This is a genomic window from Micromonospora carbonacea (assembly GCF_014205165.1).
GTDB classification, from domain to species: domain Bacteria; phylum Actinomycetota; class Actinomycetes; order Mycobacteriales; family Micromonosporaceae; genus Micromonospora; species Micromonospora carbonacea.
The window spans coordinates 6,234,057-6,260,052 of the sequence record NZ_JACHMZ010000001.1 but is presented as its reverse complement, the minus strand read 5'-3'; the positions used below and the strand labels follow the sequence as shown (position 1 = coordinate 6,260,052).

At 69.1% G+C, this 25,996-nt stretch carries 15 protein-coding genes and 2 pseudogenes; 6 read left to right on the top strand and 11 right to left on the bottom strand.

Going from position 1 to position 25,996, the window contains the following annotated elements; genetic code table 11:
- Positions 1 to 457 precede the first annotated feature (457 nt).
- The 3 genes from HDA31_RS26080 (at position 458) to HDA31_RS26070 (ending at position 7,122) form a co-directional block, all read left to right on the top strand.
- Positions 458 to 4,468 carry a CHAT domain-containing protein gene (locus tag HDA31_RS26080; protein ID WP_178063200.1) on the top strand — a complete coding sequence of 1,337 codons (4,011 nt, stop codon included), beginning with the start codon at positions 458 to 460 and terminating at the stop codon, positions 4,466 to 4,468.
- Between the two features lie 121 nt (positions 4,469 to 4,589).
- Positions 4,590 to 4,958 (top strand): CATRA system-associated protein, encoded by a 369-nt coding sequence (locus tag HDA31_RS26075; protein ID WP_178063201.1) that lies wholly within the window; start codon positions 4,590 to 4,592, stop codon positions 4,956 to 4,958.
- A complete protein-coding gene (locus HDA31_RS26070) occupies positions 4,939 to 7,122 on the top strand; it encodes a CATRA conflict system CASPASE/TPR repeat-associated protein (RefSeq protein ID WP_178063202.1) in 2,184 nt (727 codons plus the stop codon). The genes HDA31_RS26075 and HDA31_RS26070 overlap by 20 nt, the downstream gene beginning before the upstream one ends.
- Positions 7,123 to 7,146: 24 nt before the next feature.
- Here the strand turns inward: HDA31_RS26070 and HDA31_RS26065 are convergent, their stop codons facing one another.
- From HDA31_RS26065 to HDA31_RS33220, 3 genes are all read right to left on the bottom strand, one after another.
- Entirely contained in the window at positions 7,147 to 7,992 is an 846-nt protein-coding gene (locus HDA31_RS26065) for a macro domain-containing protein (RefSeq protein WP_178063203.1), read from the bottom strand.
- A 70-nt stretch (positions 7,993 to 8,062) separates the two neighbouring features.
- Positions 8,063 to 8,605 (bottom strand): TIR domain-containing protein, encoded by a 543-nt coding sequence (locus HDA31_RS26060; protein WP_178063204.1) that lies wholly within the window; start codon positions 8,603 to 8,605, stop codon positions 8,063 to 8,065.
- 87 nt (positions 8,606 to 8,692) lie between these two features.
- Positions 8,693 to 11,692, bottom strand: coding sequence for a CHAT domain-containing protein (locus tag HDA31_RS33220; protein ID WP_178063205.1), 3,000 nt, complete (start codon positions 11,690 to 11,692; stop codon positions 8,693 to 8,695).
- Between the two features lie 73 nt (positions 11,693 to 11,765).
- Between HDA31_RS33220 and HDA31_RS26050 the strand changes: the two genes are divergently transcribed.
- Positions 11,766 to 14,879, top strand: coding sequence for a CHAT domain-containing protein (locus HDA31_RS26050; protein ID WP_178063206.1), 3,114 nt, complete (start codon positions 11,766 to 11,768; stop codon positions 14,877 to 14,879).
- A 99-nt stretch (positions 14,880 to 14,978) separates the two neighbouring features.
- Positions 14,979 to 15,068: pseudogene (locus HDA31_RS32655) on the top strand (transcriptional regulator); the annotation flags it as partial.
- A 592-nt stretch (positions 15,069 to 15,660) separates the two neighbouring features.
- Here the strand turns inward: HDA31_RS32655 and HDA31_RS26045 are convergent.
- The 7 genes and pseudogenes from HDA31_RS26045 to fxlM all read right to left on the bottom strand — a co-directional run bounded on the left by HDA31_RS26045 (position 15,661) and on the right by fxlM (position 23,891).
- Positions 15,661 to 16,215 carry a flavoprotein gene (locus tag HDA31_RS26045; RefSeq protein ID WP_178063207.1) on the bottom strand — a complete coding sequence of 185 codons (555 nt, stop codon included), beginning with the start codon at positions 16,213 to 16,215 and terminating at the stop codon, positions 15,661 to 15,663.
- A gap of 17 nt (positions 16,216 to 16,232) precedes the next feature.
- A complete protein-coding gene (locus tag HDA31_RS26040) occupies positions 16,233 to 17,687 on the bottom strand; it encodes a helix-turn-helix domain-containing protein (protein ID WP_178063208.1) in 1,455 nt (484 codons plus the stop codon).
- Between the two features lie 147 nt (positions 17,688 to 17,834).
- The gene (locus tag HDA31_RS26035) at positions 17,835 to 18,605 is read right to left on the bottom strand and encodes a thiopeptide-type bacteriocin biosynthesis protein (protein WP_178063209.1); all 771 of its coding nucleotides are present in this window, start codon (positions 18,603 to 18,605) and stop codon (positions 17,835 to 17,837) included.
- Between the two features lie 13 nt (positions 18,606 to 18,618).
- The gene (locus tag HDA31_RS26030; RefSeq protein WP_178063210.1) at positions 18,619 to 19,695 is read right to left on the bottom strand and encodes a lanthionine synthetase C family protein; all 1,077 of its coding nucleotides are present in this window, start codon (positions 19,693 to 19,695) and stop codon (positions 18,619 to 18,621) included.
- Positions 19,692 to 22,434, bottom strand: a pseudogene (locus HDA31_RS26025) (lantibiotic dehydratase). The gene HDA31_RS26030 and the pseudogene HDA31_RS26025 overlap by 4 nt, the downstream one beginning before the upstream one ends.
- A 65-nt stretch (positions 22,435 to 22,499) precedes the next feature.
- The gene (locus HDA31_RS26020; protein WP_074475007.1) at positions 22,500 to 22,643 is read right to left on the bottom strand and encodes an FxLD family lanthipeptide; all 144 of its coding nucleotides are present in this window, start codon (positions 22,641 to 22,643) and stop codon (positions 22,500 to 22,502) included.
- Positions 22,644 to 22,655: 12 nt separating this feature from the next.
- On the bottom strand, positions 22,656 to 23,891 hold the full coding sequence (gene fxlM, locus HDA31_RS26015; RefSeq protein WP_178063211.1) for a methyltransferase, FxLD system: 1,236 nt from the start codon (positions 23,889 to 23,891) through the stop codon (positions 22,656 to 22,658).
- 263 nt (positions 23,892 to 24,154) lie between these two features.
- On the opposite strand from fxlM, the gene HDA31_RS26010 reads away from it, so the two are divergent.
- Positions 24,155 to 25,399, top strand: a complete 1,245-nt coding sequence (locus tag HDA31_RS26010) for an IS256 family transposase (RefSeq protein WP_178062888.1) — start codon at positions 24,155 to 24,157, stop codon at positions 25,397 to 25,399.
- Between the two features lie 30 nt (positions 25,400 to 25,429).
- Here the strand turns inward: HDA31_RS26010 and HDA31_RS26005 are convergent, their stop codons facing one another.
- Positions 25,430 to 25,924 carry an IS1096 element passenger TnpR family protein gene (locus HDA31_RS26005; RefSeq protein ID WP_178063212.1) on the bottom strand — a complete coding sequence of 165 codons (495 nt, stop codon included), beginning with the start codon at positions 25,922 to 25,924 and terminating at the stop codon, positions 25,430 to 25,432.
- Positions 25,925 to 25,996 lie beyond the last annotated feature (72 nt).

Genomic DNA, 25,996 nt, shown 5'->3' with positions numbered 1-25,996 from the left:
GCCGCTTCCGACGCGACTGCCATGGCGGCCGGCGGTGTTGTGCGGGTGTCGCGTCTTCAGGCTACGAATGCTCTCGGCCGCGCTCGACCGTCGCCATCGTTACCGTCGCGCTCGCGCCAGCGGCGCGCGGCCCTACTGAAGTACTAGCAGGGCCGCGCGCAGGGGGAGCGCTGCACCGGGCTGCTGATTCTGCTGTTGAACACGGCTGGCAGCTCGGACCGTACGGCCGCCCCGCAGGCGCCCTGGACCAGGTCGGTCCCGTCTTGCACGTCAACCGTCTCGATGCTCGCCGACGCGTGCTCCATACTCGGCGGCGAGCGGCCCGCAGACACCCGCCCGGCTACTCGTCGTGGCCCTGGCGGACATCCCGCCGATGCCCGCCGCGTGGCCAGGACTTGTCCGGCGCTCCCCGTTCGCCCGCCCTCGAACTTTGGCGGTGGAGGGCATGATTGGAGCCGTGAACGCCAGACTGCGCGACGATCTTATGAGGGAGTCGCGGGTGATGTTCACAAGCGGCGATGCCCGGCAGCGGCTCGCGGCGATGGAGTGGTTCCTAGCCGTCCGGCCCGCGTTGACGCAGTTGACCGAGGCGGGTGTGCCGGAATCAGCGGAGCTGCTGAATGGAATGATCCCCTTTCTTGTGGTCCTGAAGGACTGGCCGGCAGTCGCTGACCATAGTGAACGAGGCCGCCGTCTTGCCGTGCGTGCCGACCAATACTTGATCTTCACGCAGAATCTCGGAATCGCTTTGCAGTACCTTGAGCGCGATGTCGCGGCAGAGCAACTGTCTCACGAGGTTGTCGACGGGGCAGGACGGATCGGTGAAGATGGCTTACGCGCTCGAGCCCTCGCCCACCTCGGTCAGCTACGGCGAAACGCGCGCCGTTATGGTGAAGCTGCAGATCTGTATCATCGGTCAGCTCTCGTCTACCGTGCGTGCGGCGACCTGGCCGGCGAAGCGCGTGCCTTCGGCGACGTCTCGCAGATGCTCTTCGCGACAGGCCACCACGAGGCGGCGGTCAGGTGCGCCGAAGAGTCGCGGGAGCTGTTCCGGGGTACTGGCGATCCCGAGGGTGAGGCACGTGCCGTCCGGGATCTCGCTGAAGCCCTCATGGTTGAAGACCGCATAGAAGCAGCTGTCGAACTTCTCGACGAGGCGGTCGCCCTATTCGACGCCGTGCCGTCGCCGTCCGCCGCTGCGGGAACGGCCCTGGCCGCAAGTGAGTTCCTGGCCCGGCGGTGCGGTAATTTGCCGGACGCCATCCGGTACGCGCAGCTGGCCGAGGCGCGCCTCCCCGTAGAACCGCAGGTCGTGGCGTGGCGGACGCAACTGGAGACAGAGGCGGACCTCCGGCAATTGTGTGCGGCTCGCACCAGGGCGGTAGCTGAGCAGCTGGTGGCTCAGCGGCCATTACTTCTCACAGAGCTCGCTCTGGATCTTGCCTTGCAGCTCCGCCGCGACTGCTCTGCTCGGGAACGCCGCCGGTTGGACGTGCTGTTGGCGCATCCGGACTCGGCCTTGCCTGCACGGCTCGAGGCGCAGTGGCGGTTTTTGCAGGACCTGTCGGGTGCGGCCGAGTTGCCGGACCGATTGCGAGGGCTGCTCCGCCGGTTGCTGCTAAACGACGAGCGTATCGGGACAGTGCTCGAATCGATGATCACGGCGGTACCTGCGGATCGGTATCCCGCCGTGCACGGCTTCCTGCTTCTTCAGCGGGCGCTAGCGATTGAGGCTGGCGCGAGAGGCCGCCGACGCGAGGCCATCGACTGGGCTTCCGCAGCGGCGGACCTACTGGAACAGGCGGGCGCGGAAGAGCAGTCTGCCGCCGCGCTGCTGATGGTGGGAAGTTGGTGGCGTCAGCTGGGCGGCCCCGATCCGCGCGGTGAGTCCGACAACGCAATCCGAGCGCTGAGGCGTGCGCTGCTGACCTACCGTCGCCGGACCCACCCTGCCAATTGGGCGAGAACGATGCTGGCGCTCGGCAACGCCTATCTCGAGTATCCGGTGGACCGGCGTGCATCCTTGCGGCGGGCGCGGGATCGGATCATCGCGGCGCTTGCGATCCTGACGATCGAGCATGACCCGCAGGCTCATGCAACCGCCATGATGGACCTGGGTCTCGTCTGGTCGGCGGAGGAGCTGGCAGACGTCCCGGGCAGCCTCGCCCACGCAGAGGAGTATTTGGCTAATGCACTCTCGTTGCTCGAAGACGCGGAAAAAATCGCAGCATGTCACACCAACCTCAGCCTCGTCCTCCGCGCTCGCATCGACGGTGATCGAGACGCAAATCTCGACCGGGCATTGCACCACGCTCGCGCTGCCCAGATCTTCTACGACGCGGAGGGGAGCCAGGTTGATCAAGCACAGGCCGCGGATGCCGTCGGTACTGTCCTCGCGATGCGGGCTGCCGGGGAAGGCCGACCCGCTCCGCATGAGGCCATCGAGGCCTATCGCTACGCCCTCGCGCTCGTGCCGGTCGACCAGGCGCCGCTCATCCACGCCGGTATCGCCGGAAACCTCGCCAACGCTCTGGAGTCATCGGCCAGACTGGATGCCGAGTTCCTCGCCGAGGCTGTTCGCCTCTACGAGACGGCGGTGCGTCTCTTTCGGCACCATGGCGCCGCCAGCGAGGAGTGTAAGGCCAGTCGCAATCTCGCTTACGCGCTGAGCCGGCTCTTCGACCCGGACCACGATCGGATTGTTGCCCTCCTGACCCGATGTCTTGCCGCCCGGCCGATGGCTGAGGTGCCCTCGCAGTGGGTTGAGTCAGCCCTTGATCTTGCAGAGGCCCTGACCGTACGCGGTCGAGTTGGCGATGCAGATTTGGTCACGGACCTGCTCGAGCGCTGCCATCAACTGGCAACTACCGGTATGGCGCCGGCACACGCTGGCAGGGTGTCCGCGGCCCTCGCGCATCGGTACGGGGCTGCGGACGACTGGCCACATGCGGCGCAATTGTTCCTCGAGGCCGTTGCTGAAGTCGAGAATCGCTACGGCACTGTCGTCACCGGCGCCGGCCGCGAAGCCGAACTCTCCCGCGCTGCTGGCCTGCACCAAGACGCCGCGTACGCCCTCGCCCGATGTGGTCGACTCGAAGAGGCAGTGGCAGTCCTCGAGACTGGCAGGGCGCGTGAACTCGGCCGACTGCTGGACCGGGACCGTAGCGACATCGAGCGACTTCGTACGCGAGCCGCCCGGCAGGCGGAGGACTACGAGGCCGCCGTCCTGCTCGTTGCCGAAGCCGAACGCCGACAACGCCTCCTCCTACCAGAGGACGAGGCGCAGCGCTGGCAGGTACGCGGCATGCTGGCCGATGCGCAGTCTCGGATGGGAGCGGCGCTGGAGGCAATCCGGGCACTACCCAAGTTCGAGAACTTTGCAAAGAGACCCGAGGATGTTCCGTTTCGAGCCGCTTCGCCTGAAGCGCCGATCTGCTACCTGCTCACCGCCCGACCCGGCAGCGCCGCCCTGTTGGTCACCGCCTCCCGCGAGATTATTGTGTGCTTCGGCCCGCTCACCGTTGGCATCCTCTTCGACACTCTGACCTCCGTCGAGGCTCCTTACGACAACGCGGTGCTCGACCTGCTAGGAAACAGATTCCTCGGCGCGGTGGGCGAGTTGCTGGTCAAGCGCGGGACACCCGGCGTGGTCCTAGTGCCGACGGGACTGCTTGGTGCCCTACCGCTGCATGCTGCGCGCTACCGCAGAGCCGGCCAAACCCGTTACTTCATCGACGATGCCGACGTCTCGTATACGCCGTCCGCTCGAGCGCTGCTCGCCGCGCAAGGCGCGGTGCCGTCTGACGAGGCCAGGCTACTCACTGTGCGGCCCGACGACGCGCTATCCCACACCGTACGGGAGGTCGCCGCCGTGCGGAGGCTCTTCAGCGGTCGGGTGCATGATCTCCCCGGAGCCACGGCTACCCGGGAGGGGGTCCTCGCCCGGGTGCGGGACGCCACCCACGTCCATTTCGCCTGCCACGGCAGCTATGACCCGGTAGAGCCGCTGCGGTCGTGCCTTTATCTCGCGGGATTCGACAAGCTGAGTGCACTCGACCTCTTTGATCACGACCTCCTACGTGACGTGCAGCTGGTGGTCGCCTCTGCCTGCGAGAGTGCGGTCACCGATATCGTCCGTACTCCCGATGAGGCGCTCGGACTTCCGGGGCTACTCGGTTACGCCGGAGCGGCGGCTGTGGTCGGCTCCTTGTGGCGTACGAACGACAAGTTCGGGGCGCTGTTGGTAAGCCGCTTTTACGCCAACTATCGGGACGGTGACACTCCGGCGCGGGCTATGGCAAGGGCGCAGCGATGGATGCGCGATGCCGGTCCCGGGGACCTGAAACAGTTCGCGGCCGAGACTGGAGTGTCTGCCGGGTCGCGCCATGCCGCCACGCTCCCACAGGTGTGGGCCGCGTTCGTGGTGGTCGGAAGTTCCAGCAGGCCGGTGCGGTCGCGACGACGCTGAGGCGCACCCGTACGAGGTTCAGCCCGGCATGGACGTCGATACCCCCGGCTACAGGTCAGTCCGAAAGGTCAGCGGATCGGGTGGTCTTGGCGAGGGCATGTGATGGCTATTGTGGTTGGCCATGGAACGCTCCGAGGGCTGGGACGCCGAGACGATCGGCGACGCGCTGGACTTGTTGCAGGATATGGTCTTGTGGGAATTGGTGCCTGAGCGGTGGGAACACATCGAAATCCTGCTGAGCCGGCTCGAGGTGGCCCTCGCCACCGGGGAAGCCGACGAGGTTCGGGACGTCGTCGTTGAGCTGGAGCTGAGCGGGCCAGTACGGGCGCATCGGATCGGATCGGCTGAGAAAGGCGGAATGCCGGAGCCGGTTCTCGATCGCCGGAACACGCTCGTGCATTCGCTAACCGGGGATCCACACCGCCAGAGCAGGGAGCAACAGGACACGCCGCCGACCAGGGGCGACCGTGGTGACCGACCCGATCGCTGAGCAGGAGTTCGTTTTACACCTGTTCGCTCCGCTCAGCGGGCCGGACGCCGAGCTCGCGCTGCATCAGGTGGCGCTGCTGTGGGAAGCGTGCCGTACCCAGCTGGGCATGACGCGCGCGATCGACGGCACCTCGCTGCCCGCGAACCTTCCCGTCGATGCCCACATGCCAGAAGGTGCGCTGGCGGGACTTCAGGACCCGGCCGTCAATTTCCAAGCCATCGCGCGACGCGAGCACGACGTCCTGAACGTCTCGCTGGTGATGGCCACACCGTTGGCGCCGCCGGTGCGGCGGAATCGGGTCGGCGCCGCAGTCGCCCCCGGGTGGATCGAGTACAGCCGGTGGTGGCGGGGCCTGACCGCAGGCGGCGTCAGCGCACTGCTGGGCGGTGCCGCTATCTATCAGGCGAAGTCGGCCGAACCTGAGCAAGCCGACGTGCGCGCGGCGTTGCCGGAGCAGGATGATGACGGCGATCGGTGGTGGACGAGGGAAACGCCTGTTGATCACTTCACCGTCTGGGAGGTGACACCGGGGGGCGACCACGCGCTGCGGCGACTCGTCGTGCTGGGCCGACCCGACGAGGACGACCGCCTTAGCCGGTTTACCTGGAGCTCCGGCGACGTGCTCCTACCGCCGCTGGGCCGCTATCTGATGCACGCCGCCAAATTGCGCTATGCGGCCCGCGTCCGTGGTGACGGGAGCCAGCTGGATCGAGTCCGGTACCGCGCCGCAACCCGCATGGACCGGATCACCGAGCTGTTGATCGCCGGACGCTCGCCCGCAGATGAGGCGGACGGACTCGCTGCCGACGAGGCCGCCGTGATCGGCACGCTGCAAGCGCTGAACAGCATGCGGCGCAGCGTCGACATCGCGCGCGAGAACATGACGTCAGCCTTGGCGGAGCCACTGCCCACGGATCGGGCCCTGGCGCCGGCGTTGACGCAGTGGCTCGCCGACGACGTCTACTTCTTGGAACAGGTCCGCATCCGGGCGGAACGGACACGACAGGTGCTCCCGTCTTCGGTGGATCCGGCGCCCCCGCGCTCGGCAGTCGTCGTACGTTCCGCGCAGCCGGCACCGGCGCAGCCCGTCACGATGGAACAGCGGATGTGTTTCGGGGTCGACGTGGTCGCGTTCACCGGCCGCACAGTGCTGCAGCAGATGGAGATACGGCGGCGGCTGGCCGAAATCGTGCGACGGGTCTTCGATGACATCGGCCTGGCAATGCACGACGCGGATCATCAGGACGCAGGTGACGGGATGACGGTCGTTCTTCCCGCGCGCATTGAGCCGCATCTCGCACTTCCGAAGCTGCTCAACGGCTGGCGTGCGCTGGTGGCGGCCGACAACGCCGCGCATCCGGAGGATCGGATTCGGCTGCGTCTGTCGGTGGCGGCCGGGCCGTTCCACGCGGCGGCGATCGGGTTCACCGGCGACACCGTCATCGAGACCGGCCGGCTGCTGGACAGCGAGGCCCTGCGCAGGGCCGTCACCGACCATGCCGACGCGGACCTGGCGGCTCTGATCTCGGACCGTCTGCACGCGAACGTCATCGCCGAGGGGCATTCCGGTCTGAACACTGGCCATTTCACGCAGCTGCGGGTGCGGGCCACGTCGTATGACAAGCTGGCCTGGCTCTGGGTCGGTGGGCCGGTGCCGCCTCGGCCGCCGAAGAGGCCGCCGGATCCACCTTCGCCACGGCACGCACCGCGGGATGAGCCGAAGCGGGAGCTGTTCGTAATCCACGGCGACGCCGAACGTGCTCGCAAGGCGCTCTTCGATTTTCTCCGCGATATCAGGTTGCGACCTCTGGAATGGGATGATTTGGTCGCCCGGACCGGCAGCGTCGCCCCCGAGCGCGGTGCGGTGCTCCGGCAGGCGTTCGCCGACCACACCGCCTCTCTGGTGCTCTTCGCGCCCGGTCCCGGCGGGTCACCTGACGTGCTCGCCGGCATGGCCGTCGCATTGCAACCCGACCGCACGATCCTGGTGCGGCTGGGTAGGGCAGGTCTACCGGACGCGCTTAGCGGCCGGTTCGCCGTCCATCTCGACGGTGCGAGCCCTGTCGGTCTCCATCAGCTGGCCCAGCTGCTGCGACGTCTCGGCTACGCCGTCGAGACGGACGGCACGGACTGGCTGGACACGAACCGATTCGAGGACTTCTGAACCGTCCACCCCAGCAGAGACGCCCTAAAGGGAGTCGAGGAATGCCCGGAGCTCCAAACGATCTATCCTGGCGAAATCCTCCGGTCGCAGCACGATGCGGAGCTGACTGGTGCGCAGGCGTTCACGGGATGCGGCGACGAACGACAGAAGGATGAGCCGCACGATCGACTGCTGGTCCAGTGCGTCCACCCGGGCCAGGGCCGCACCGGTGACCGGCATGGCCAGTGGCTGCCGCCCGCCATGTTCTTCCACCGCGTCCCATAGCCGGGAGAGGCTGTGCCACAGGACATCCGCCGAGGAACGTGCGACCAGACCGCCGGACATCGTGCTGTAGGCGACACAGAAGAAGTGCCGGCGTGGCATGCCCAGTACGGCCACGGTTCCGAGCGGGTAGCGGTCTAGCTTCCCGTGGGCCTTGTCGGCCCGGAGTACCGTCGACCGGGTCGGCTCACCGGCCAGTGCGGTCCGCAGGTCGGCGTCCAGCCGGTTCAGGTCGCCGTCGTACTCACGACTGAGGAACTGTGCCTGGACGCTCCCCTCATTTACGATCCTGCTGTCAGCCGGATCGGTGTCGAACACGTCGGTGAACCCGATGACCAGATGTGCGTCCTGCTGCTCGAACAGGTCTCCCGGGACGATCGCGATCCGGCAACGGGGATGGTCGAACGACCGGGTCACCGCCGAGGCCGGACGGGCGCGGAGCAGCCCGAACGCGATCGACCCGGCGGCCATCACGACGGCGACCAGACCCGCATGGCCCGGAAACGGCGAGCGGTCCCAGACCGCCTGGTAGGACTGGGCCAGCAGGGCGAACACGCCGAAGGCGGCGAAGGACTGGGTGGCCCAGATACGCAGTGCCCGCTGAGTCATCGACTGCCGTCCATGCTGCGATCCTCGTCGAGGACTGCGGCATGTCGCAATGCCATCTCGGACCGAGGTGTCAGAACGTACGGTCGTACGCCGCCAGGTTCCTGAATCGGTCGACGTCCAACCAATCGGTGCCGTTCGTGTTGACGACACATCCGGCGCCCTTGAGGCGTTGGACGATCTTGTGGAGGCTCTCGACCGTGCCGTCGAAGTGAATGGTGTTGAGACCGGCCAGGTCGGAGACCGGGCGCAGGGTCCCGATCTCGATGATGACCGTGCGGCTTCGCTGGAGTGCCAGCGCCATGCCGGCTTCCAGCAGGACATTGGGGCGGACCTGACCGGTGAGTTCTCCCTCGAATGCCCGGTCGCCGCGGTCGCGCAGGCTCTCGTGCAGGATCGCGCCGTCGTCGGGGGTCATCAGGACGACGGCGGCCTGGTTGGTCTCGAAGGCTTTGGCGAGGACCTCGCCCATGTACGGCGACGGGCCGCCCGTGGTCCGCACGACCTCCTCCCAGTCCAGCGGGTGCAGGTCGATGGACCGGAGAAAGCCCCACAGCGCCCGGCGTGCCTGCTCGTCCCGGCCGTGGATGACGAAGACGTCGCGGTTGTCGGGCATGGGTGGTGACACTCCTGTCGGTTCCGGGCGGAGGCGAGACGGGGAGAATACCCCCGAGCGGTACGCCAGCGTGGGTGCGGGCTTGGGTCAGCCGTCCGCCGTGTCCGGCCATGCGGTAACCACCCACGGCCCGCACACGTATGCCGGGCGGCGCGCCCACCGCTTCTGTACCGCGGACAGCGCTGCCGCTGGTGGGACACCTGCGGCCAGCTCCGCGTGGTAATCGCTCATCAGAGCGGGCGCGGTGGTGTCGTTGACCGGCCACAACGGCGCGGTGACGACTGCGGCGCCGGCCAGCAGGAAGGCGGTCGCGGCGCTCAGAGCCTCGTCCGGCAGGGTCGCGCCGGTGAGAGCGGCGTCGCAGGCGCTGAGCACGACATGGACGCGCCTTCGCGCCGAGTGCGCACGCAATCCCACGCGGATCGGTGGTCGGACTCGCAGCACCGTCTGCTGCGGATGGTCGACGTCGACGTCGCAATGACAGGCAAGGTGCACGATGTCAGCGGCGAGCAGGCCGTCGAGCACGGTGTCGTCGGCGAACCCGCCAGCGGGCGCGGCGCTGCGGTCGATGTGCGTCACCGCGCCCGCGTGCCGGCGAGCCACCCGTTCCGCCTCGCGCCCCGCGGCCGGGATCGGCCGGTCAGCCGGGCTGGTGTCGGCCCACACTACGACTCGGGGCGCGACGGCGGGGGCCTTGGATGGGGGTTTCCGGCTGGGGGCGGTGGCCCGGATCAGCAGGATCGGGTCGTAGGCGCCCAGCGCGGCTCGTTTGCTCGGTTCGCCGCAGGTCGTGAGCGGCAGCCAGGCCAGCCGTCCCAGCGGGAGCACGGCCAGCCGTCCGGCTGTGGCGACCAGTGGCATCAGCGGAGCCACCAGCGAGTCCAGGGTCCAGGCGGCGAACTGGTCAGCCGCCTCCAGCAGGATCGGCATCGCGTTCGAGCTGTCCTCGGCACGGCGCAGCGCCTCACGGAAGCGGCTCGCCTGATCCGCCACGGCCGGTTCGGTCGCCTGCGGCAGCTCCACGTACTGGACGCTCCCGTTCGGCGCTACCAGGACCGCTACGCCGCCGGCTCGGGTACAGCCGAGCAGCAGCACATGCCGGTCCATGCCTGCGGCTGCCGCCACGATGCCGGCGAACGACGCGGTGTCCGCGCGGATGTCCGTCGCCTCGGCGATCAGTGTCGCCGACGCCTGTTCCAGGTGGACGGCGGCCGCCGCGGCGTCGCCGGCCCGGACCGCGGCCAAGGCGGCCAGCGCCCCAATGCCCTGCACACCCGAGCGGGCGCGTTCCTTGTCGGGATGCCGTGGCCGTATCCTGGTCAGCGTCCCGGCTGCCTCCAGCGCGGCCCGGAACGCCTGCTCCGCCTCCGGCCACATCCCCACCCGCCAGGCGATGTCACCGAGCCGCCTGCCGGCGACCACCGCCAGATGCGGGTAACCGGCACCGAGCACCTCGTCGAACAGGTCGGCGGCACGTTGCAGGGTGTTCATGTCGGTACGGCCGCGACGCAGATCGAGGTCGAACCGGTCCTGCAGCCGGGCACCGAGGTTGAACGCGATCGTCGCCGTCATGGACCCCTCGATGTCGTCCTCGGCCCGGCCTGCCGCCGCCAGTGCCTGTTGCAGGCGGTCGATGGCGTGCGTCAGCGCGTCCTCCGCATCGTCCTGCTCCCATCGATCTGTCAGCCACATTGCCCAGTTGTTCAGGTACAGCGCCAGGTCCGGAGAGCCCTCGCGGGTGGCGGCGACGGCCTGCTCGGCGTGCCGTTCGGCGGTGACGAGATCGTCCCGGCTGCCGCGATGGTGCGCCCGAGCCGCGTGGAGACGGCCCGCGGTGTCGTGGCGCGCCGCGAGGTCCCAGCTGTCGGGGGCGGTCGCCTCGACGGCCTCGTTTGCGAGTGCGACCGCCCGGTCGAGATCGGCAAGTTCGGCACGAAGCTCGAATCGGGCCAGTAGGTTGTTCGCCTGGTTATTGGCGACGGTGGGGAGGGTGTCCCGGTCCACGCCATCGGCCAGCAGGCGATCGATAAGCCTGATTGCCTTGTCTAGGTCGCTGCTGTCGCCGAGCAGGTCGTAGCGCTCGGCCAGCAGGGAGGCGAGGTTCGTGGCGTACTCGCCGTCACGCCCCTGCCCGCGGACGAGTTCCAGAGCCGCCCGGGCGTCGCTGATCGCGGCGGCGAACCCGGGCTGGTCGTCACGCAGTCGTGCCATGACCGAGCGCACCGTCGACCGGACAGACAACGCCAGGGCCCGATCCGCGTCGACGGTCGCCTCCCGCACCGCGTTCTGGGCGGACACCGACGCCTCGGTGAGGGCGTCCCGCTCGCCGGTCCACTCGTATCGGGTGAGCAGCACCGACGCCAGCAACCGGTGCAGCGCCACCCGGACCGTGGCGGTGGCGGGGCGTCCGGCCGTGATCGCGGACCGGGCAAGCTGCTCGGCAAGGGCGAGGAGTTCTCGGTCGTAGCGCTGCTCGGCGACCTCGGCGACCAGGCCGGCCACGTTGACCATCTCGGGACCCGCCGTCGCTTGCTCCAAGCCCGCGGCCACGGTCCGCAACGCGGCGTCGAGCCGGTCTCGCTCGCCGCCGCGCCGCCAGAGCTGCAGGTGGACGCCGGCCAGCGCGGAGATCGCCACCGGCCGCTCCGGATCGTCGGTGGCCGCCGCCATGAGTGCGTCCTCCAGCAGCTGCCGGGCCCGCTCGAGGGACTCCGGCTCCCCCGGCACATCTGATCGTGTGGCGAGGCGGCCGGCGAGGGTGGCGGTGGCCTCGAGCCGGGCAGCAGGCGGTGAGGCCGCCCAGACCTGCTCGGCGATTGCGCAGGCTTCCCTGAGGTCGGCGATCCTGCCGTCGCGCCGGTAGCGGTCCATCAGGTCGATGCCGAAGTTCGTGGACAAGTCGAGACGCATCCACGCCGGAACCTCAGCACCGAGACCGTCCAGCGCCTGCCGCCGGATGCTGATGGCGTTGTCGAGTTCACCATCGCCCGCCCACGACTCGGCCAGCTCGTCCATCGCCGTGACCCAGGCTTCGCTTCCGGTCGTGGCTGCCCGCACCGCCGCCGCCAACGCCATGCGATCGGGCACCGCGTCCTCCCGCCGTCACGGCCGAGAATAGACGGAGCGACGGACACCGGCGAGTCTCCGCGACAATGCGGGGATGGAGCATGCTGACGAGGTGCTGCTGACCGCGCTGGCCGACCGGGTCCGGTCGTTCGTGGAGAACCACGACGGTGCCGTGGTCACCTCCGACGAGGCGCTGTCCGACGCGCGATCGGTGCTGCAGGCCGTGCGGGCCGGTCGTTTCGATCAGCAGGGCATCGCCAGCGCACTGTACATCGTGGCAGCGCTGCACTGGGCCCGGTATCGAGTGCTACCGCCCGGCCGGCAGGAACTCGACTACCTGGCAGCCAAACAGTTCTTCGGTTACATCGCCCCGCTGTCCCCCGAGCGGGTGCCGCAGCCCCTCTGGCCGGTGCTGGGCCTGCGCCCGGCGGGCGACAGTCCCGATGACCCGGCCGCCGTCGAGCGCCGGATCGCGGCGCTGGCTCAATGGGGCGCCGCACTGGCCGCACGCTGTCGGCACCGGCCGCAACCCGGCGATGCCGATGATGCTGTACGCGCCTACCGCGAAGCCGTCACGCTGGCACGGACGGCCGGCGACCCGCAGACGCCGGTGCTGGTCGCCAACCTCGCCGGTGCTCTGATGCTGCGCGGCTTCGCGGACCTCGCGGTACTGGATGAGGTCATCGCGCTGATCGACGAGGAACTGCCCGGCGCGGACGAGCGGGGAACGCACATCCTGTCGTCCAACCTGGCTGTCGCCCTGCGACACCGTTTTCAGCTCACGCGTCGGCACGACGATCTCGCTCGATCGGCGGACTTGGCCCGCCGGCGGGTCGAGCTGATGCCTGCCGGGGACCCCCTACGAGCCGGCGCGCTGTCGACTCTCGCAGTCACACTGGGCAGCTTGTTTGAGATGACCGGGCGGCCGGCGGACCTGACAGCCGCGGTAACCGCGGCGCGAGAGGCGGTGACCGCCCGAGATGCCGACCGCATGAGGCGTGCCGGTCACCTCACCAACTTGGGCAACCTGCTGCGGATCCGCTACGAGCACTACCGGCACCGCGATGATCTCAACCAAGCGATCACAGCGGGTGCCGAGGCGCTCGACATCGCTCGGGACCACCATGAGGCGGCAGCGATGTGGTCGAACTACAGCGCGGCGCTGCGGGAGAGGTTCCGGCTGGCCGCTGATAACGCGGATCTGGAGGCGGCCATTGACGCGGCACGTCATGGTCTTCGTACGGCACGGGACGGTAGCCCCCACGTCGTGCCGTGCGCCATCCATCTGGGATGCGCCCTGCTGGACCGTTATCACGCTACAAACGAAGTGGGAGATGTCCGTGAGGCGGTCGACATGCTCCGCACAGCGCTCGCCGCAATCGAACCGGAGCACCGGTTCTACGGCCCAGCGTCGGTCAACCTCGGCATCGGGCTCCGAGCTTTGTTCGGATGCACCGGCGATCGTGCCGACCTGGACGCCGCCGTCGACGCCGGCCGAACCGGGCACGCCACCCTGAACACGGATGACCCCTCCCGAGCTCTCGATGCGCTGAACCTAGGCCAATCGCTGATGGCCCGCTTTCAGCGGTCGACGGACACCGCCGACGCCAGAGAGGCCGCCGCGCTATTCCGGGAGGCCGCCGAATCGGTCTTCGCCCCCGCGAAGCTCCGCCTGGACGCCGCCCGCACCTGGGCAGATCTGGAATCAGATCTGCAGTTCGGCAGCGCACAGAACGTGACCGCCTATCGGACAGCGGTCGAACTGCTGCCTCTTGTCGCCTGGCGCGGCCTGCCGACGACCGAACGCGAGGATCTTGTGGGTGCGTATGCCGGCCTGATCGATGACGCGGCGGCCGCCGCGATCGAGGCGGGCCGCCCTGAAGAGGCCGTTGAACTGGTCGAAGGTGGCCGAGCAGTGCTGTGGGGGCAGTGGCTTGCCACCCGCGGTGACCTCTCCGAGGTGGTTGCCGCGTCCCCGGAGCTGGCCGCGCAACTGCAAGCCCTGCGTACGGTGCTCGACCGCGACCCCAGTGTGTCTCCCGCCGACCCGCGAGCCCACGAGCAACGGATGACCGCCGCGCAAGCGTGGGAAGCTGCGGTGACACGGGCACGTCGGCTACCGGGCCTTTCCCGTTTCCTCAGGCTGCCGACATTCGAGCAACTGCGTGCCGGGCTTCCGGACGGCACCACGGTCGTTGTCACCGTCAGCCGGCACCGCTGTGACGCCCTGCTTCTGACCAGACCCGACGGCGTACGGGTCGTCCGGCTGCCCGACCTGACCTTCGACGACGCGTACGACCTGACCAACGAACTGCTGCGCGCCCATGAGACGGCCGACGTCGGCGGTGACCCGGCCACCCACGAGAAGGCCATCACCGCGACGCTGTCCTGGCTGTGGCGGACCGTGGTCGCCCCGGTGCTCGCCGAGATATGCCCACCTGGGCCCGACCACCGCGTCTGGTGGTGTCCCACCGGCCCGTTGACATTGCTTCCGCTGCACGCCGCCACCAGCATCGACGGCCGGGAGAGCGCCTTGGACCGGGTGGTCGCGTCGTACACGCCGACGGTGCGCGCACTGACCGAGCGCCGCGAGCCGGAAGCCACTACGTCGGTGACCGATGTCCTCGCCGTGATCCAGCCAGCGACTCCCGGATCGGATCCGCTGCCCAACGCCGTCCGTGAACTCGACGCGCTGCGTGAGCTGACCGGCGGAGATCTCACTGAGCTGGTGGGTACGCGGGCCACGCGCGCAGCGGTCGTCGCGCAGGTCGCTGAGCACCGGGTCGCGCACTTCAGCTGTCACGGCATACAGGATCTGCGGAATCCCGGCCGCAACGGGCTCGCGGTGCACGACGGATTTCTCACTGTGGCGGATCTGCGCGCCGGTGCGCCGGCGCTGCGCGGTGACCTTGCCTTCCTCTCGGCCTGCAAAACGGCCGTCGGCGGGGTTCGGCTGTTGGACGAGGGGCTGACCGTTGCCGCGGCGCTGCACCACGTCGGATACCGACGCGTCATCGGTACGCTCTGGTCGGTGCCCGACCGGCGGGCCGCCGAGGTCAGCATCTCCGTGTACCGGCGCATCATCGTGGCCGGTCGGCTCGAGTCCTCCGCGTCCGCCTGGGCTCTGCAGGAGACGCTACGCAGCCTGCGCAACCGCTTTCCGAGGAATCCGAGCGTCTGGGCGTCGTTTGTGCACATCGGGGGTTGAAGGATGGCGGTAGCAACACGGATACCTGAGGCGAGCTTCAGGTGATCACAGCCGAGGTCATCGACGCTGCCGACCTATTCGAGACAGCGTTCTTGAGGCGCGTACTACCGCCTCGTGCCGCCTACGATCCCCGGGATCGCCGAGCTGATGACGCCGCCGCGCAAGCGGGCGACGATGAAGACCCGCTGACCGCAGGCCCTCGCGGCGCCTCTTGTGGGCCAGGGCAGTGGATCCGCGTCGCTTCTAGGCATCTTGGGTATCGCGGTGAGGAGTAGGAGTGGTGGCGCGGATAGATGTGAAATGGCGTCGACCGCGGACGTATACGACGGCGGCTTGCCGTCGCCTGGGAGGCGTCGGTGGGCACCACTGGCGAGGCAACACCCTGGACGGCTGCCGGCGTCGGAGCCGACAGGTGGCCCACCAAGCGCGACGACGCCGGTGGTTGCCAGCCGTGATGGTGCTCCGTTGGTGCTCGGATGTTCGGAGCTTGACCAGTACGCTCGGAACAGAATCAGCATAATGGGGCCCGCGCGGCCGATCGCCACACCGCAGGATGGCGCACTCCGCTTGCAGCACCGCGCTGACCAGCAGATACTCAGCCGCCTGTTCCGGCACGCAGCAGCACTCACCGATACGCGCGAAGTAGCGGTTACGCAGCGTAGGGAGCATCTGACGGTTTCGGACTACGGATCAGAAGGTTAGGGGTTCGAGTCCCTTCGGGCGCACTTTCACGATCAAGGCCGTGACCAGCGGGACGTGACGATCGCCCAGTGCTGCTTGGTCAGAAATCGCAGGCGTTTGCAGCAGTCCCGACGGCTCTGCCGGAGGCAGGTAGTCCGTGAAGTACGTCGAGGATGACTTGCCAGCGGAAGGGCTCATCGTCCTGGGGTGGGCGTAGGACTTGGGTGGGGGTGAGTCGTACGCCGTGGTCGGCGAGTAGTCGCAGGTGGGCGTCAAACGCGGGGTGGCGGGCCAGGGTGGGTTTGACGTAGGGAGAGGCGATGATCGGTAGGCCCGTGCCGAGGGATTCGTTGAGGATGCCGAGGGCCAGGCTGTCGTTGATGCCGGTGGCCCACTTGTTGATGGTGTTGAAGGTTGCCGGGACGACGGCGATGGCGTCGGCGCGTGGCAGGGTGCTGGGTTCGTCGGGGTGGCGCTGTCGGTATCTGACGGGATGCCCTGTCGTGGCGGCCAACTGTTCGGCGGGGAGCCAGGTGTAGGCGGTTTCGGTCGCGATGATGTGCACGTCCCAGCCGTCACGTTGTGCTGCTTCCACAAGTTCGGTGACGTGCCGGGCTGGCGGAGCGGCGCAGGTCACCAGGTAGAGCAGCCGCATGTTCGCAGGTTCGGGCATTACGCGGTGATCTCCGCTCGTTCGGCGAGTGCTCGCAGGCCGGGGGTGACGGCGCGGCGTTCACGGGCGAGTAGGTCACCGATCAGGTGGCGTGTTCTGGCGTGCACATGCACCGTCTGGGGTGCGATGCGTTCGGCTTCGAGCAGGTGCAGCACGGCTGCGGGATCGTTGTCGGGTGAGGTGGCGTTGGCCGCTGCGAGGTCGAGGTGAACCTGGGCGCGGCGGCTCATCAGCGCTTTCGGCAGCGATGAGGTGTCGAGTTGTTCGCCGAGATGGATGGCTAGCTGTGGTCGGTCTGTTCGGGCGGCGATATTGATGCGGTGGATCATGACGTTCGTTGGTCCGAAGCCGGTCCAGAGGTCGTTGCGGTCAGCGCCGATCCGTTGGGCTAGGGCGTACGCGTCGTTGAGATGCCGTTCGGCGGTGGCGGGCTGGGCTTGGCGGGCGGCGACCAAGGCTGCGAGCAGGGTCAGTGCTCCCTGAGTCGATAGCGTCCGAGGCCCGTGTGGATGTGGGGTCGCTGCGACGCGGTCAAGGGCCGACAGCACCACTGCCTCTGCGCTGTCGGTGCGGTTTGGCATGGCCAGCAGTGCGGTTCCCACGGAGAATGCCGCTGCGGCGACGAGGGCGGTGTCCTCGGCTTGGTCGGTGGCGATGCGGGCGGCGCGGTCGGCAGCTATCCAGGCGAGGCTGGGGTCGCCGAGTTTGACGGCGACCTTGGAGGCGGCGAGGTTCGCCGCCGAGAGGACGGCAGCGGCTCGGATGCGATGGTTGTCGGCGCAGACGCGGGTAAGGACGTCCGCCTGCTCGATCGTGTCGGCCAGCTCCCGGATCGTCTCGGCGTAGTTCCCACGCTGGTAGAGGCTGTGGATGTGCGCGACCCGTTGACGGACCTCCGGGAGCATGGTCGGGTCGATCGCCTGTTTCGGTTGGTGGGGTGCGAGCAGGTGGTGGCGAAGGTGGGTGAGCAGGCGGGCGGCAGTGCGGTTGTCGTCTTCCTCGCGGTGGCCAGCCTCCGCGTCAACGGCTGACGGCTGCCGGTGTCGTGTGGTCGTGAGGTCAGTTTCTGGCCGCTCGTTGTGGGGTTGCTTGTTGCCGAGTTCGCGGTGTTCGCAGGCTGTGGCGTCGTTGGCTGTCATGACCGCCTCGGGTGTTGCTCCCCACCGTGCTCGCTGGGCGGCCTCGGCTCTTTGCGTGTTGAACTCGGCGTGGAGATGTCGGTAGGCGTCGTAGGCGGCCAGTAGCTGACCGTCTGCTTCCAGCAGCGCATCGCAGCGAAGCCAGAAGATCCGGTCGACGACCTGCCGGCCGCGCTCGACCATGGCCAGGGTGCTGCGTGTCGTGTGTACCTGACGTGCGAGGGCTTGCTGGATGAGCCCTCGCGACGTACGCAGGGCGGCGAGTCTGCGACCGAGATCGTTTCTTGCGTGCTGGAGGTCCTGACGATCGATCATGGGCTCGGCCTTCCGCCTGCATCGGCCCGCGTCGAGCCGATTGTTGCGGTGCTTGGTACACGGCGATTCGACACTATCGGATCGCGGGCGGGCTGGGTGTGGAGCTGAATCGTGTGGCGTGCTGGCGTGGCGGGTAGGACTCCACTTCTACCTCCTGGGCAACGCGGGAGCGCTGCCGAAGATGGCCTCCGTGGCCGCTTGGGCGAGCGTGGCTTGGGTGGTGGCGGGGAGACCGAGCCGGTTCCAGTGGAAGATCACGTGTTCTGCGATGACTGCGCGTAGGCCACGGGTGAGCCTGCCTGTCTCGCGTAGGTGTCGGAGGGCGGTTCCGGCGTTGTCGAACCCGGCCTGCCAGTCGCGGGTGTCGCGGGTTGAGCCGAGTAGGAGGTGGCGGACCTTGCCGGTGAAAGCCTCCCAGGTGTGGGGAATGGTTAGCCGGTTGAGGTGTTCGGCCCGGTGCTGGGCGACGCGGGCCCAGACGTCGCCTTGTTCGTTGAGGTCCAGCCCTGCGGTGCGCATCAGCGCGGTGCACAGGGTCAGTGAGCGTTCCCGACGGTCGACCGGCGGGGTGTGGAGGTAGGTGAGGAGGTGGTGGCTGTCGTGGTGAAACAGCGTGTGGGCGGCGTTCATCGCTTCGGGGCCGCCGAAGGCGTGGATCTCGGGTTCGTAGATGTCGGTGGTCCAGGTGACCGCGTCGGTGAGTAGGCGGTGTACTGGATCGCGGCCGTCATGCGGTGGGGCTGGCAGGTAGCGGATGCGCCAGGCGCCTTTGCGTATGAACCACCAGGAGGTGATGAGCCCGGACGTCTCGGCGGCGGGCAGGATGTGGCGTAGGTGCGGTACGGCGTGTCGTTCGCGTTCCTGGCGGTCCTGTCCGGGGTAGGTGATGGTGACCTGCTTCCAGGTGCCTTCTTCCATGGTTGGCCTTTCGTCAGGTGAGTAGGAGGCAGGCGTCCCAGGAGGTTGAGGTGGCGGCGGCTGTGGCGAGGGCGGAGCCGGTGGTTCCGTCGAGGAAACCGGTGCCTTCTTCCTTGGTGCGATTGGCGTTCTGGTGCAGACGTGCCAGTGGGGTGAGGGATGTCGGCGCGAGGGCGTCTGCGGTGATGCGACGGCCGGTGGCGAGCAGCCCGGCGGTGCCGTGACAGAGGCTGCGGTCGTTGAGCCGGCGGATCTGGGCGGGGTCGTCGACGCAGGCGGTGAAGGCGGCTTCGGCGCGGCGTTGGCGGATGGTGTCGCCCAGGGCGAGGGCGGCCAGTTGCTGTGCTCGGGCGATGCCGGGAGTGCCGTAGCACCAAGAGGGGCGCAGCGGTTGCCGCTGTGCTGGTGTGCCGTGGTGTAGGTCGGCGAGGGTGAGTGTTTGCGGCCACCAGGTGGCGTCGGTGCTGTGTTGCTGCCAACTGTCGAGCCATCGGCAGATGCGGTGGATCGCGTCAGTGTGGCCGGTGACGGTGATGCCGTCGCTCAGGGTCAGAGCGAGGAGCGCGAGCGGGCCGGTGATGCCGTGGGCCATACCGTGGTTGGCGTGGCCTCCGGGTGGTGGCGGCTGGTTGCGGTCGGAGCTGTTGGCGCACCACCAGCCGGGAAGTCCGTTGAGGGGTTCGGTGAGCCGGACCAGGTAGTCCAACACCTGGCGGAGCAGGTCGTGGTCGCCGAGGCGGCGCAGGGCGACACCGAGTCCGGTCAGGCCGCGGATGAGGTCGTACTCGGCGTAGTGCGGCCGTAGGCGGGCGTCGAGGCGGCGGTGGGCTGCGTTCAGCCGCCGTCGGGTCACCGTGGCGGTCCCGGATGCTGCGACCGCTCGTGCGCGGGCGAGGCCTGGGTGGCTGGTCGAGGCGAGAACGAAGGCGAGCGCGGGGGCACCGTAGTAGAGGCTGGCGCCGTCGGAGATGCTGACGCCATTGGCGGTGGCGTCTCGCAGGGCGGCGTGTGCGGCTGGCCAGTTGCCGGTTTCCAGGTGCAGGAGGGCGACGCCGGCTGCGCCGTCGGCGAGTGACTGGCCGGTTGTCATGTCGTTTCCCGGTGGGTGCGGGCGACGGCGCGGGCCAGGCGCAGGCAGTGCCGCTCGGAGGCGGTGTCGACGCCGATCATCCGGGCGTGGTGCAGGTGCAGCAGGTCGGCCAGCACGTGGTCGAGATCGAGGCCGTCGGTGTGGGCCAGCCTCCGGTAGGTAGCCAACGCCGTGGTGAGGTCGTCGTCTCGGTGGGGGATTCGGGCGAGGTCGAGTTGGGTGGGGTTCAGGCGGGGGCCGCTGCGGTGGGGGACGTGCTCGGTGAGCCAGCGGGGTCCGTCGCTGGTGAATCCGTCGGCGATGGTGATCATCGTGGCGGCGGTGGCGGCTTGCCGGTCGCCGGTCAGCCGTCGTAGGGCCGTGCGGGAGTCAGCGGCGAACACCGCTTCGGCGGCGGCGAGGGCCGGGCCGGTGCCGTGACGGGTTTCCGGCCGGTAGGTGTGCAGGGTGTAGTCGTGCAGGACGCCGTCGTGTTCCAGGCGCTGTGCCCACCGGGCGAGGTTCCCGGCGGTGTCGGTGGATCGCCCCACCCGGTGTTGGGGGATGCGCAGCCCGTAGGTGGGGTTCGGGGTCGGGGTACCGCAGAAACCACCAGCCGGCCGGCAGGATGTTGGTGGGCTGGCGGGCGAGATCGGCGAGGATGTCGTCTGGCCGGCCGTACACCCTGGCTTCCAGCCACGGTGACTGGCCGGGTCGGTGCCGCAGGGCCGATACGGCACGGACCGGCCGGGGCGGCGGGGCGGCCGGCGGCGCGGCGGTGAGGGTGAGCAGGAGTTCGGCGGGCCTGCCACCGATCCAGCCAGCCGGGCCCGGGGCCTCGGTGAGGATGGTGCGGGCATGTCGGGCGAGGTGCGTGCGTAGTACTGCCAGGTGGGCATCGTCGTCCAGGTCCAGACGCAGCCGCACGTCGTCGTCTCCCACCAGGACCTCGCCGGGGATGCGGTGCCGGTCACGGTGTCGCTGCCAGGTGTCGCGCCACTCCGGCCACGGCGCAGTGCGAGGAAAGGCGGATCGGTCGATGGCCCAGCGGGCGGGGTGCAGGACGCTGCGTCCGTGGCGGACGCGTGGCAGGTATGGCAGGCCGTGGGCGTGGCCCCAGTCGAATCTGCTGCACGGAGCCGACCACGCCGTCCAGATCTCGGTCAGGAACCGCAGCAGGGGCTGTTGGAGACCGGGTAGCAGCACGCTGTTGAGCAGCAACGGCTCGATCGGTCGGCCGGTTGTGCGCGACACCAACCAGAGTCGTTGGCCGTCGCCGGTCACGGCGAGGTCCGCGACGGTGTAGGGCGGATCGGGGTGGAAGTCCCCGACCGGCAGGACCGGCAATAGTTCCGGGGTCCGGGCGAGTGGCGCAAGGTGAGCGTCCAGTGGCGGGCCGGACAGTTGTGTCACGTGCGCGCCGGGCAGGACGGTCGGTAGGCGCTGGTAGACCTGCTGCCACGATGCCAGCTCGGCGCTGGTGAGCAGGTGGAGGAACCGGCCGGAAGCGGCACCGGCGTGGCGGGATCCGCTGACCACGGTCAAGGTGAACGCGCCTCGGTCCAAGTCGCGTGGGGTATCGGCGGCGAGGGTGAACCGTAGCTCGGTGTGCGGCATCAGCGGTCGGTCGTCGCTGCGAAGGCGGCCGATCAGCTCGTCGTCGAGGACTATCTCCGCGCAGTCGTTCAGCGCCGACTGCTGGGCGAGCTGCGCGAGCAGGCGGTCTCGGGTGGTGAACACCGCAGGTACGCGTCGGGTCGAACCCCGGTATCCGGCGGGAAAGCCCAGGACGTTCAGCACGTCGCGTATCGGAACGGCCGCGCCCGGACCCCACCGTTCGATGAACGCTGCGTGGTACTCCGCCCATCCGGGATGCGGTGGCGCCACCGCCGCCAGCGTCGACGCGGCCCGGCCCGCCTCACGCAGCACCGCCGGGGGCAGCGTTACCGCGGCGTCGATCCGCAGATCGACCGCGACGCGGTCGCCGGGGTCGGGTAACGCAAGGTGGCGGGCCAGGTACGTGGCCGGGTCGGTGACGGTCATCGCCGGCCGCAGCGCGGACAGAAGGACACCCGCCCGTACCAGCGAGGCCAGCAGGCGTTCGGTCACGTCGACCTCGGTGAGCGTCGCCCCGGCGATCCGGGTGGCGAGTTCGGCGAAGCGCAGCGGGGACGTCGCCGCGTCGAGCGCCGCCTGGATTGGCCCGGTCAGGCGAATCTCCACATCCCACCGGCGGTCGCCGTCGGAGCGGGCGCAGGGCAGCACCCACCTGTCGCCGCGGCGGTAGCCCAACGAGTTCGTCACCACCGCGACGTTGCGCAGCAGGGCCAGGTCCTGCTCGGCCCGCGCGGTGTGGTCGGCGACGAACTGCCCGTCAGGTCGGGGCACTTCGTGATGCGCCTCGCCCCAGCGGACCGACGCGCGGGCACCGAACTCGACCGGGGCGACGCCGGCGAAGGTGCCGAACGGGGTCGCGCGGGTGGTCCATCTCAGCAGGTACCGGACAGCCGACTCGATCACGCGTCGCAGCCGGTGTGGCGGGACCGGCTCGTTGCCGGTCACGGCCTGGGTGATCTGCTCAGCCAGGTGTGGTGTGGCGCCAGCGACGGCGACGGCGAACCCGGGCAGCGCCCATGCCGTCGTCAGCCACTCCCGCCACTGCTCGGGCTGGTCGGACGTCAGGTCGGGCCATGCGGGAAGGGCCATACCGCTCGGGTAGGCGGCGACTCTGATCATCGCCGCACCAGCCGTGGAGAACATGACGCACCCTCGAAACCGGGGGCCCGGCGTTGGTCAACGCCGGGCCCGGAAGGCGTGAAAGCCGGTTACCTGCCGCCGGAGCAGGCGTTGGAGCCCGTGTTGCCCGAGCCGCAGTTGTCGTCGGTGTTGGTGGCGTACCCGCTCGCGGCGGGTCCGGCGTCCACCAGGGTGACGTCCAGGTCGTACTCCTCGAGTTCCTTGGTGTCCACTCGCTTTCCTTCCTATGCGGGGGTGAAGGTGAGGACGACACGGCTGTGCCGCTTGTCCAGCACCGTCCCGGCCGGCAGGTCGCCGTCGGGAGTACCTGCGGGCAGGACGTGCAGCACCGGCGAGGGCTGGCCAGCGTCCACCCACGCGCGCATGTGCCCGACGAGGCGCCCCGCCTCAGCAGGGGCGTCGGGCCCGTGCGCGCACGCGCCCAGGTCGAACATGTCCTCGGTCCAGCGCAACGCCGACCGGTAGGTGAACGTGCCCTCGCGCAAAATGGCGGGCGTACCGAAACGCCACGCGGGAGCGACGACTCCGGCGTCGACCGCCTCCTGCTGCGCGGAGAGCACCACGAACTGACCCGCCTCGTCGGCGAGTCGGGCCGCCAGCCACAGGTCCAGGTCGGCAAGGACGGTGCGAGGCGGCAGGCTCACCCCGGCCCACGCCTGCTCCCGCCGCCGCGTCAGCAGGCCGCCGACGGATTCCGGATCGATCCGCTGTCCCTCGTCCAGCCGCAGGTGGACGCCGTCGGCGATGTCGACGTACCGCATCTCGTGGGCGCCGGCGCCCTGCATCGCCACGAACCCACACAGCCGCTGGCTGTGGCCGACCAGCCGGTCACCAACCCGGCGCAGCGCCCACGACCGGGTCATCCCGAACGTCCGCAGCGGCGCGACGAGCACACCATCCTCGGCCAGCTGCGCCATCCACGCCGGGGGAATGTCCCACGCACCGGCCGTCACGATGATCAGGTCGTAGCGGCGGACCGGCCCGATCGGCTGCTCCGCGTCCGCGCACACAACCGTGACATCGCCGTAGCCCGCTGCCGCGAGGCACGCCACGGCCCGCGCGGTCACGTCCGGGTCGATGTCCACGGTCCGCACCGAACCCGACGCGCCTACCAACTCCCGCAACAGCGACGCGTTGTAGCCACCCGATCCGACCTCCAGCACATGCCGCCCCTGCAACCCGCCGAGGGCGTCAGCGGCCTGACCGAGCATCTCCGCGATCAGCCACGGAGCCGACACGGAACTGACGGTCTCGTCGCCGCGCCGCTTGGTGATCACTGCGGTGTCGCTGCGGTACGCCTCCTCCACCGCCACCCCCGGCGTGAACAGCTCGCGGGGAACCGTCCTCAGCGCCGCCTCCACCTCCGGCCGCATCGTCAGCCCCTTCGCCGCGTGATCAGCGACCAGCTGATCAACCATCGCGGCCCGAAGGCCCTCACCGCTCACCGTGTGAACACTCATGTACGCGCCACTCTCCCCGTCAGTCACATCCACCCCACCCGGACGCTCTTGCTCATCAACCCGAGGATGAATACGACCTCGGATGACACCTACACCAGCCAGGAGGCGCACGGTCCTCGCGGAACCAGGCCACCGCGCCGAAGTGGGTTGCGTCCACGGAAGTGGTGTACGACTTGCCCGTGTTGGGCGTGTTGCGTAGATGAGAGACGGCCATCGCGTCGATCCTTCAAGACGACCAAGTCAGAGAAGGAAGAGAGAACGCGATGGCCGCTTCAGAGAGTGTGAACCCCGTTGACCTGCTGCGCGAGCAGATCGAGGGCGCGTCGCCGGACGTGTTGCAGGCGATGATCAAAACGTTCGCGCAGGCGGTGATGTCCGCCGAGGCCGACGCGATCTGCGGCGCCGGTTACGGACAGCGCAGCGACGAGCGGGTCAACTCCCGCAACGGCTACCGGCCTCGGGAGTGGGACACCCGGGCCGGCACGATCGACCTGGCGATCCCGAAGCTGCGGCAGGGCTCCTACTTCCCGGACTGGCTGCTGACGCACCGGCGGCGGGCCGAGCAGGCCCTGGTCTCAGTGGTCGCCACGAGCTATCTGCTCGGGGTGTCGACGCGGCGGGTGGAGAAGCTGGTCGAGCAGCTCGGGATCCGGCAGCTGTCGAAGTCGCAGGTCTCGGAGATGGCCGCCCACCTGGACGCCCAAGTCGAGGCGTTCCGCAACCGGCCCCTCGACGCCGCCCACTACACGTTCGTGTGGACCGACGCGTTGACGATGAAGGTCCGCGAGCACGGCCGCACCGTCAACGTCCACGCTCTGGTCGCCGTCGGGGTCAACGCCGACGGCCAACGTGAAGTCCTCGGCGTCGACGTCGCCTCGGACGAAGACGGGGCCGGATGGCTGGCATTCCTGCGGTCCCTGACGGCCCGCGGACTGTCCGGCGTCCAGCTCGTCATCTCCGACGCCCATCGCGGCCTCGTCGCAGCGATCGGCGCCGCGCTGCCCGGCGCCGCCTGGCAACGATGCCGCACCCACTACTTGCGCAACCTGCTCACGAAGGTCCCCAGATCGGCGCAGCCGTGGATCGCCACCCTCGTCCGCACGATCTTCGACCAGCCCGACGCCGACGCCGTCCACGCCCAGTTCCGGCGGGTCGTCGCCACGATCGAAGCGAAGTTCCCCGCTGCGGCCGAACACCTCGACGCCGCCCGCGACGACCTGCTCGCCTTCACCGGCTTCCCCCGCGAGATCTGGCGCCAGATCTGGTCCAACAATCCCCAGGAGCGGTTGAACAAGGAGATCCGCCGCCGCACCGACGTCGTCGGCATCTTTCCCAACCGGGCGGCGATCATCAGACTCGTCGGCGCGGTCCTGGCCGAGCAGACCGACGAGTGGACCGAAAGACGCCGCTACATGGGCCTGGAACTCCTCGCCAAAGCCCGCCTGATCACCGTCGACACCCGCCAACACGACACCGACCAGCCCAACGCAGCACCAATCGCCGCATAGCATCAGACCGGATCACGCGATGGCCGTCTCTTACACCACCAGCGCGGACGTGACCCTTGGCGCGGGGGACCCGTTGTCGCCGTTCCAGCGGCGGCCGTACTGGTCCGGTAGGTCGCCCCAGCCCTCGTACGGGGTGGGCTGGGCGGCCATCAGGCCGAGTTCGTCGAGTGGGTCGATGCGGTGGTCGGCGACGGTGCACAGGTGGGTCCAGTCGTCGCCCATGTCGAACACGTAGGTGAACTGGTCGCTCGGGGTGAGTTGGCTCAGTGTGGTCCTGTCGCTGTCCACCGCGTCGTCCGGCATGTCTTCCCACGTTCGGAAGGAGCAGACGGGGGTCTGGTCGGCCAGGGTGAACAGCCGTAGGTGCGCGAGGTCCCAGCGGGCGAAGGCCAGGTCGATGGCCGTGCCCAGTTGCTCGAACGTGTGCGACCTGGCGGCGGCGAGGATCCGGCCCGGCCGGGGCCAGTAGTCCTCGCCCCGCCCGGAGACGGGTTCGACCCGTATCGACAACCACGTCCTGGCCACCGTTGACCTCCCGCTGCCGCTGCCGCTGGCCGACCACGCTACCGCCGCGCCACGGGCCCGCATGCCAGGACA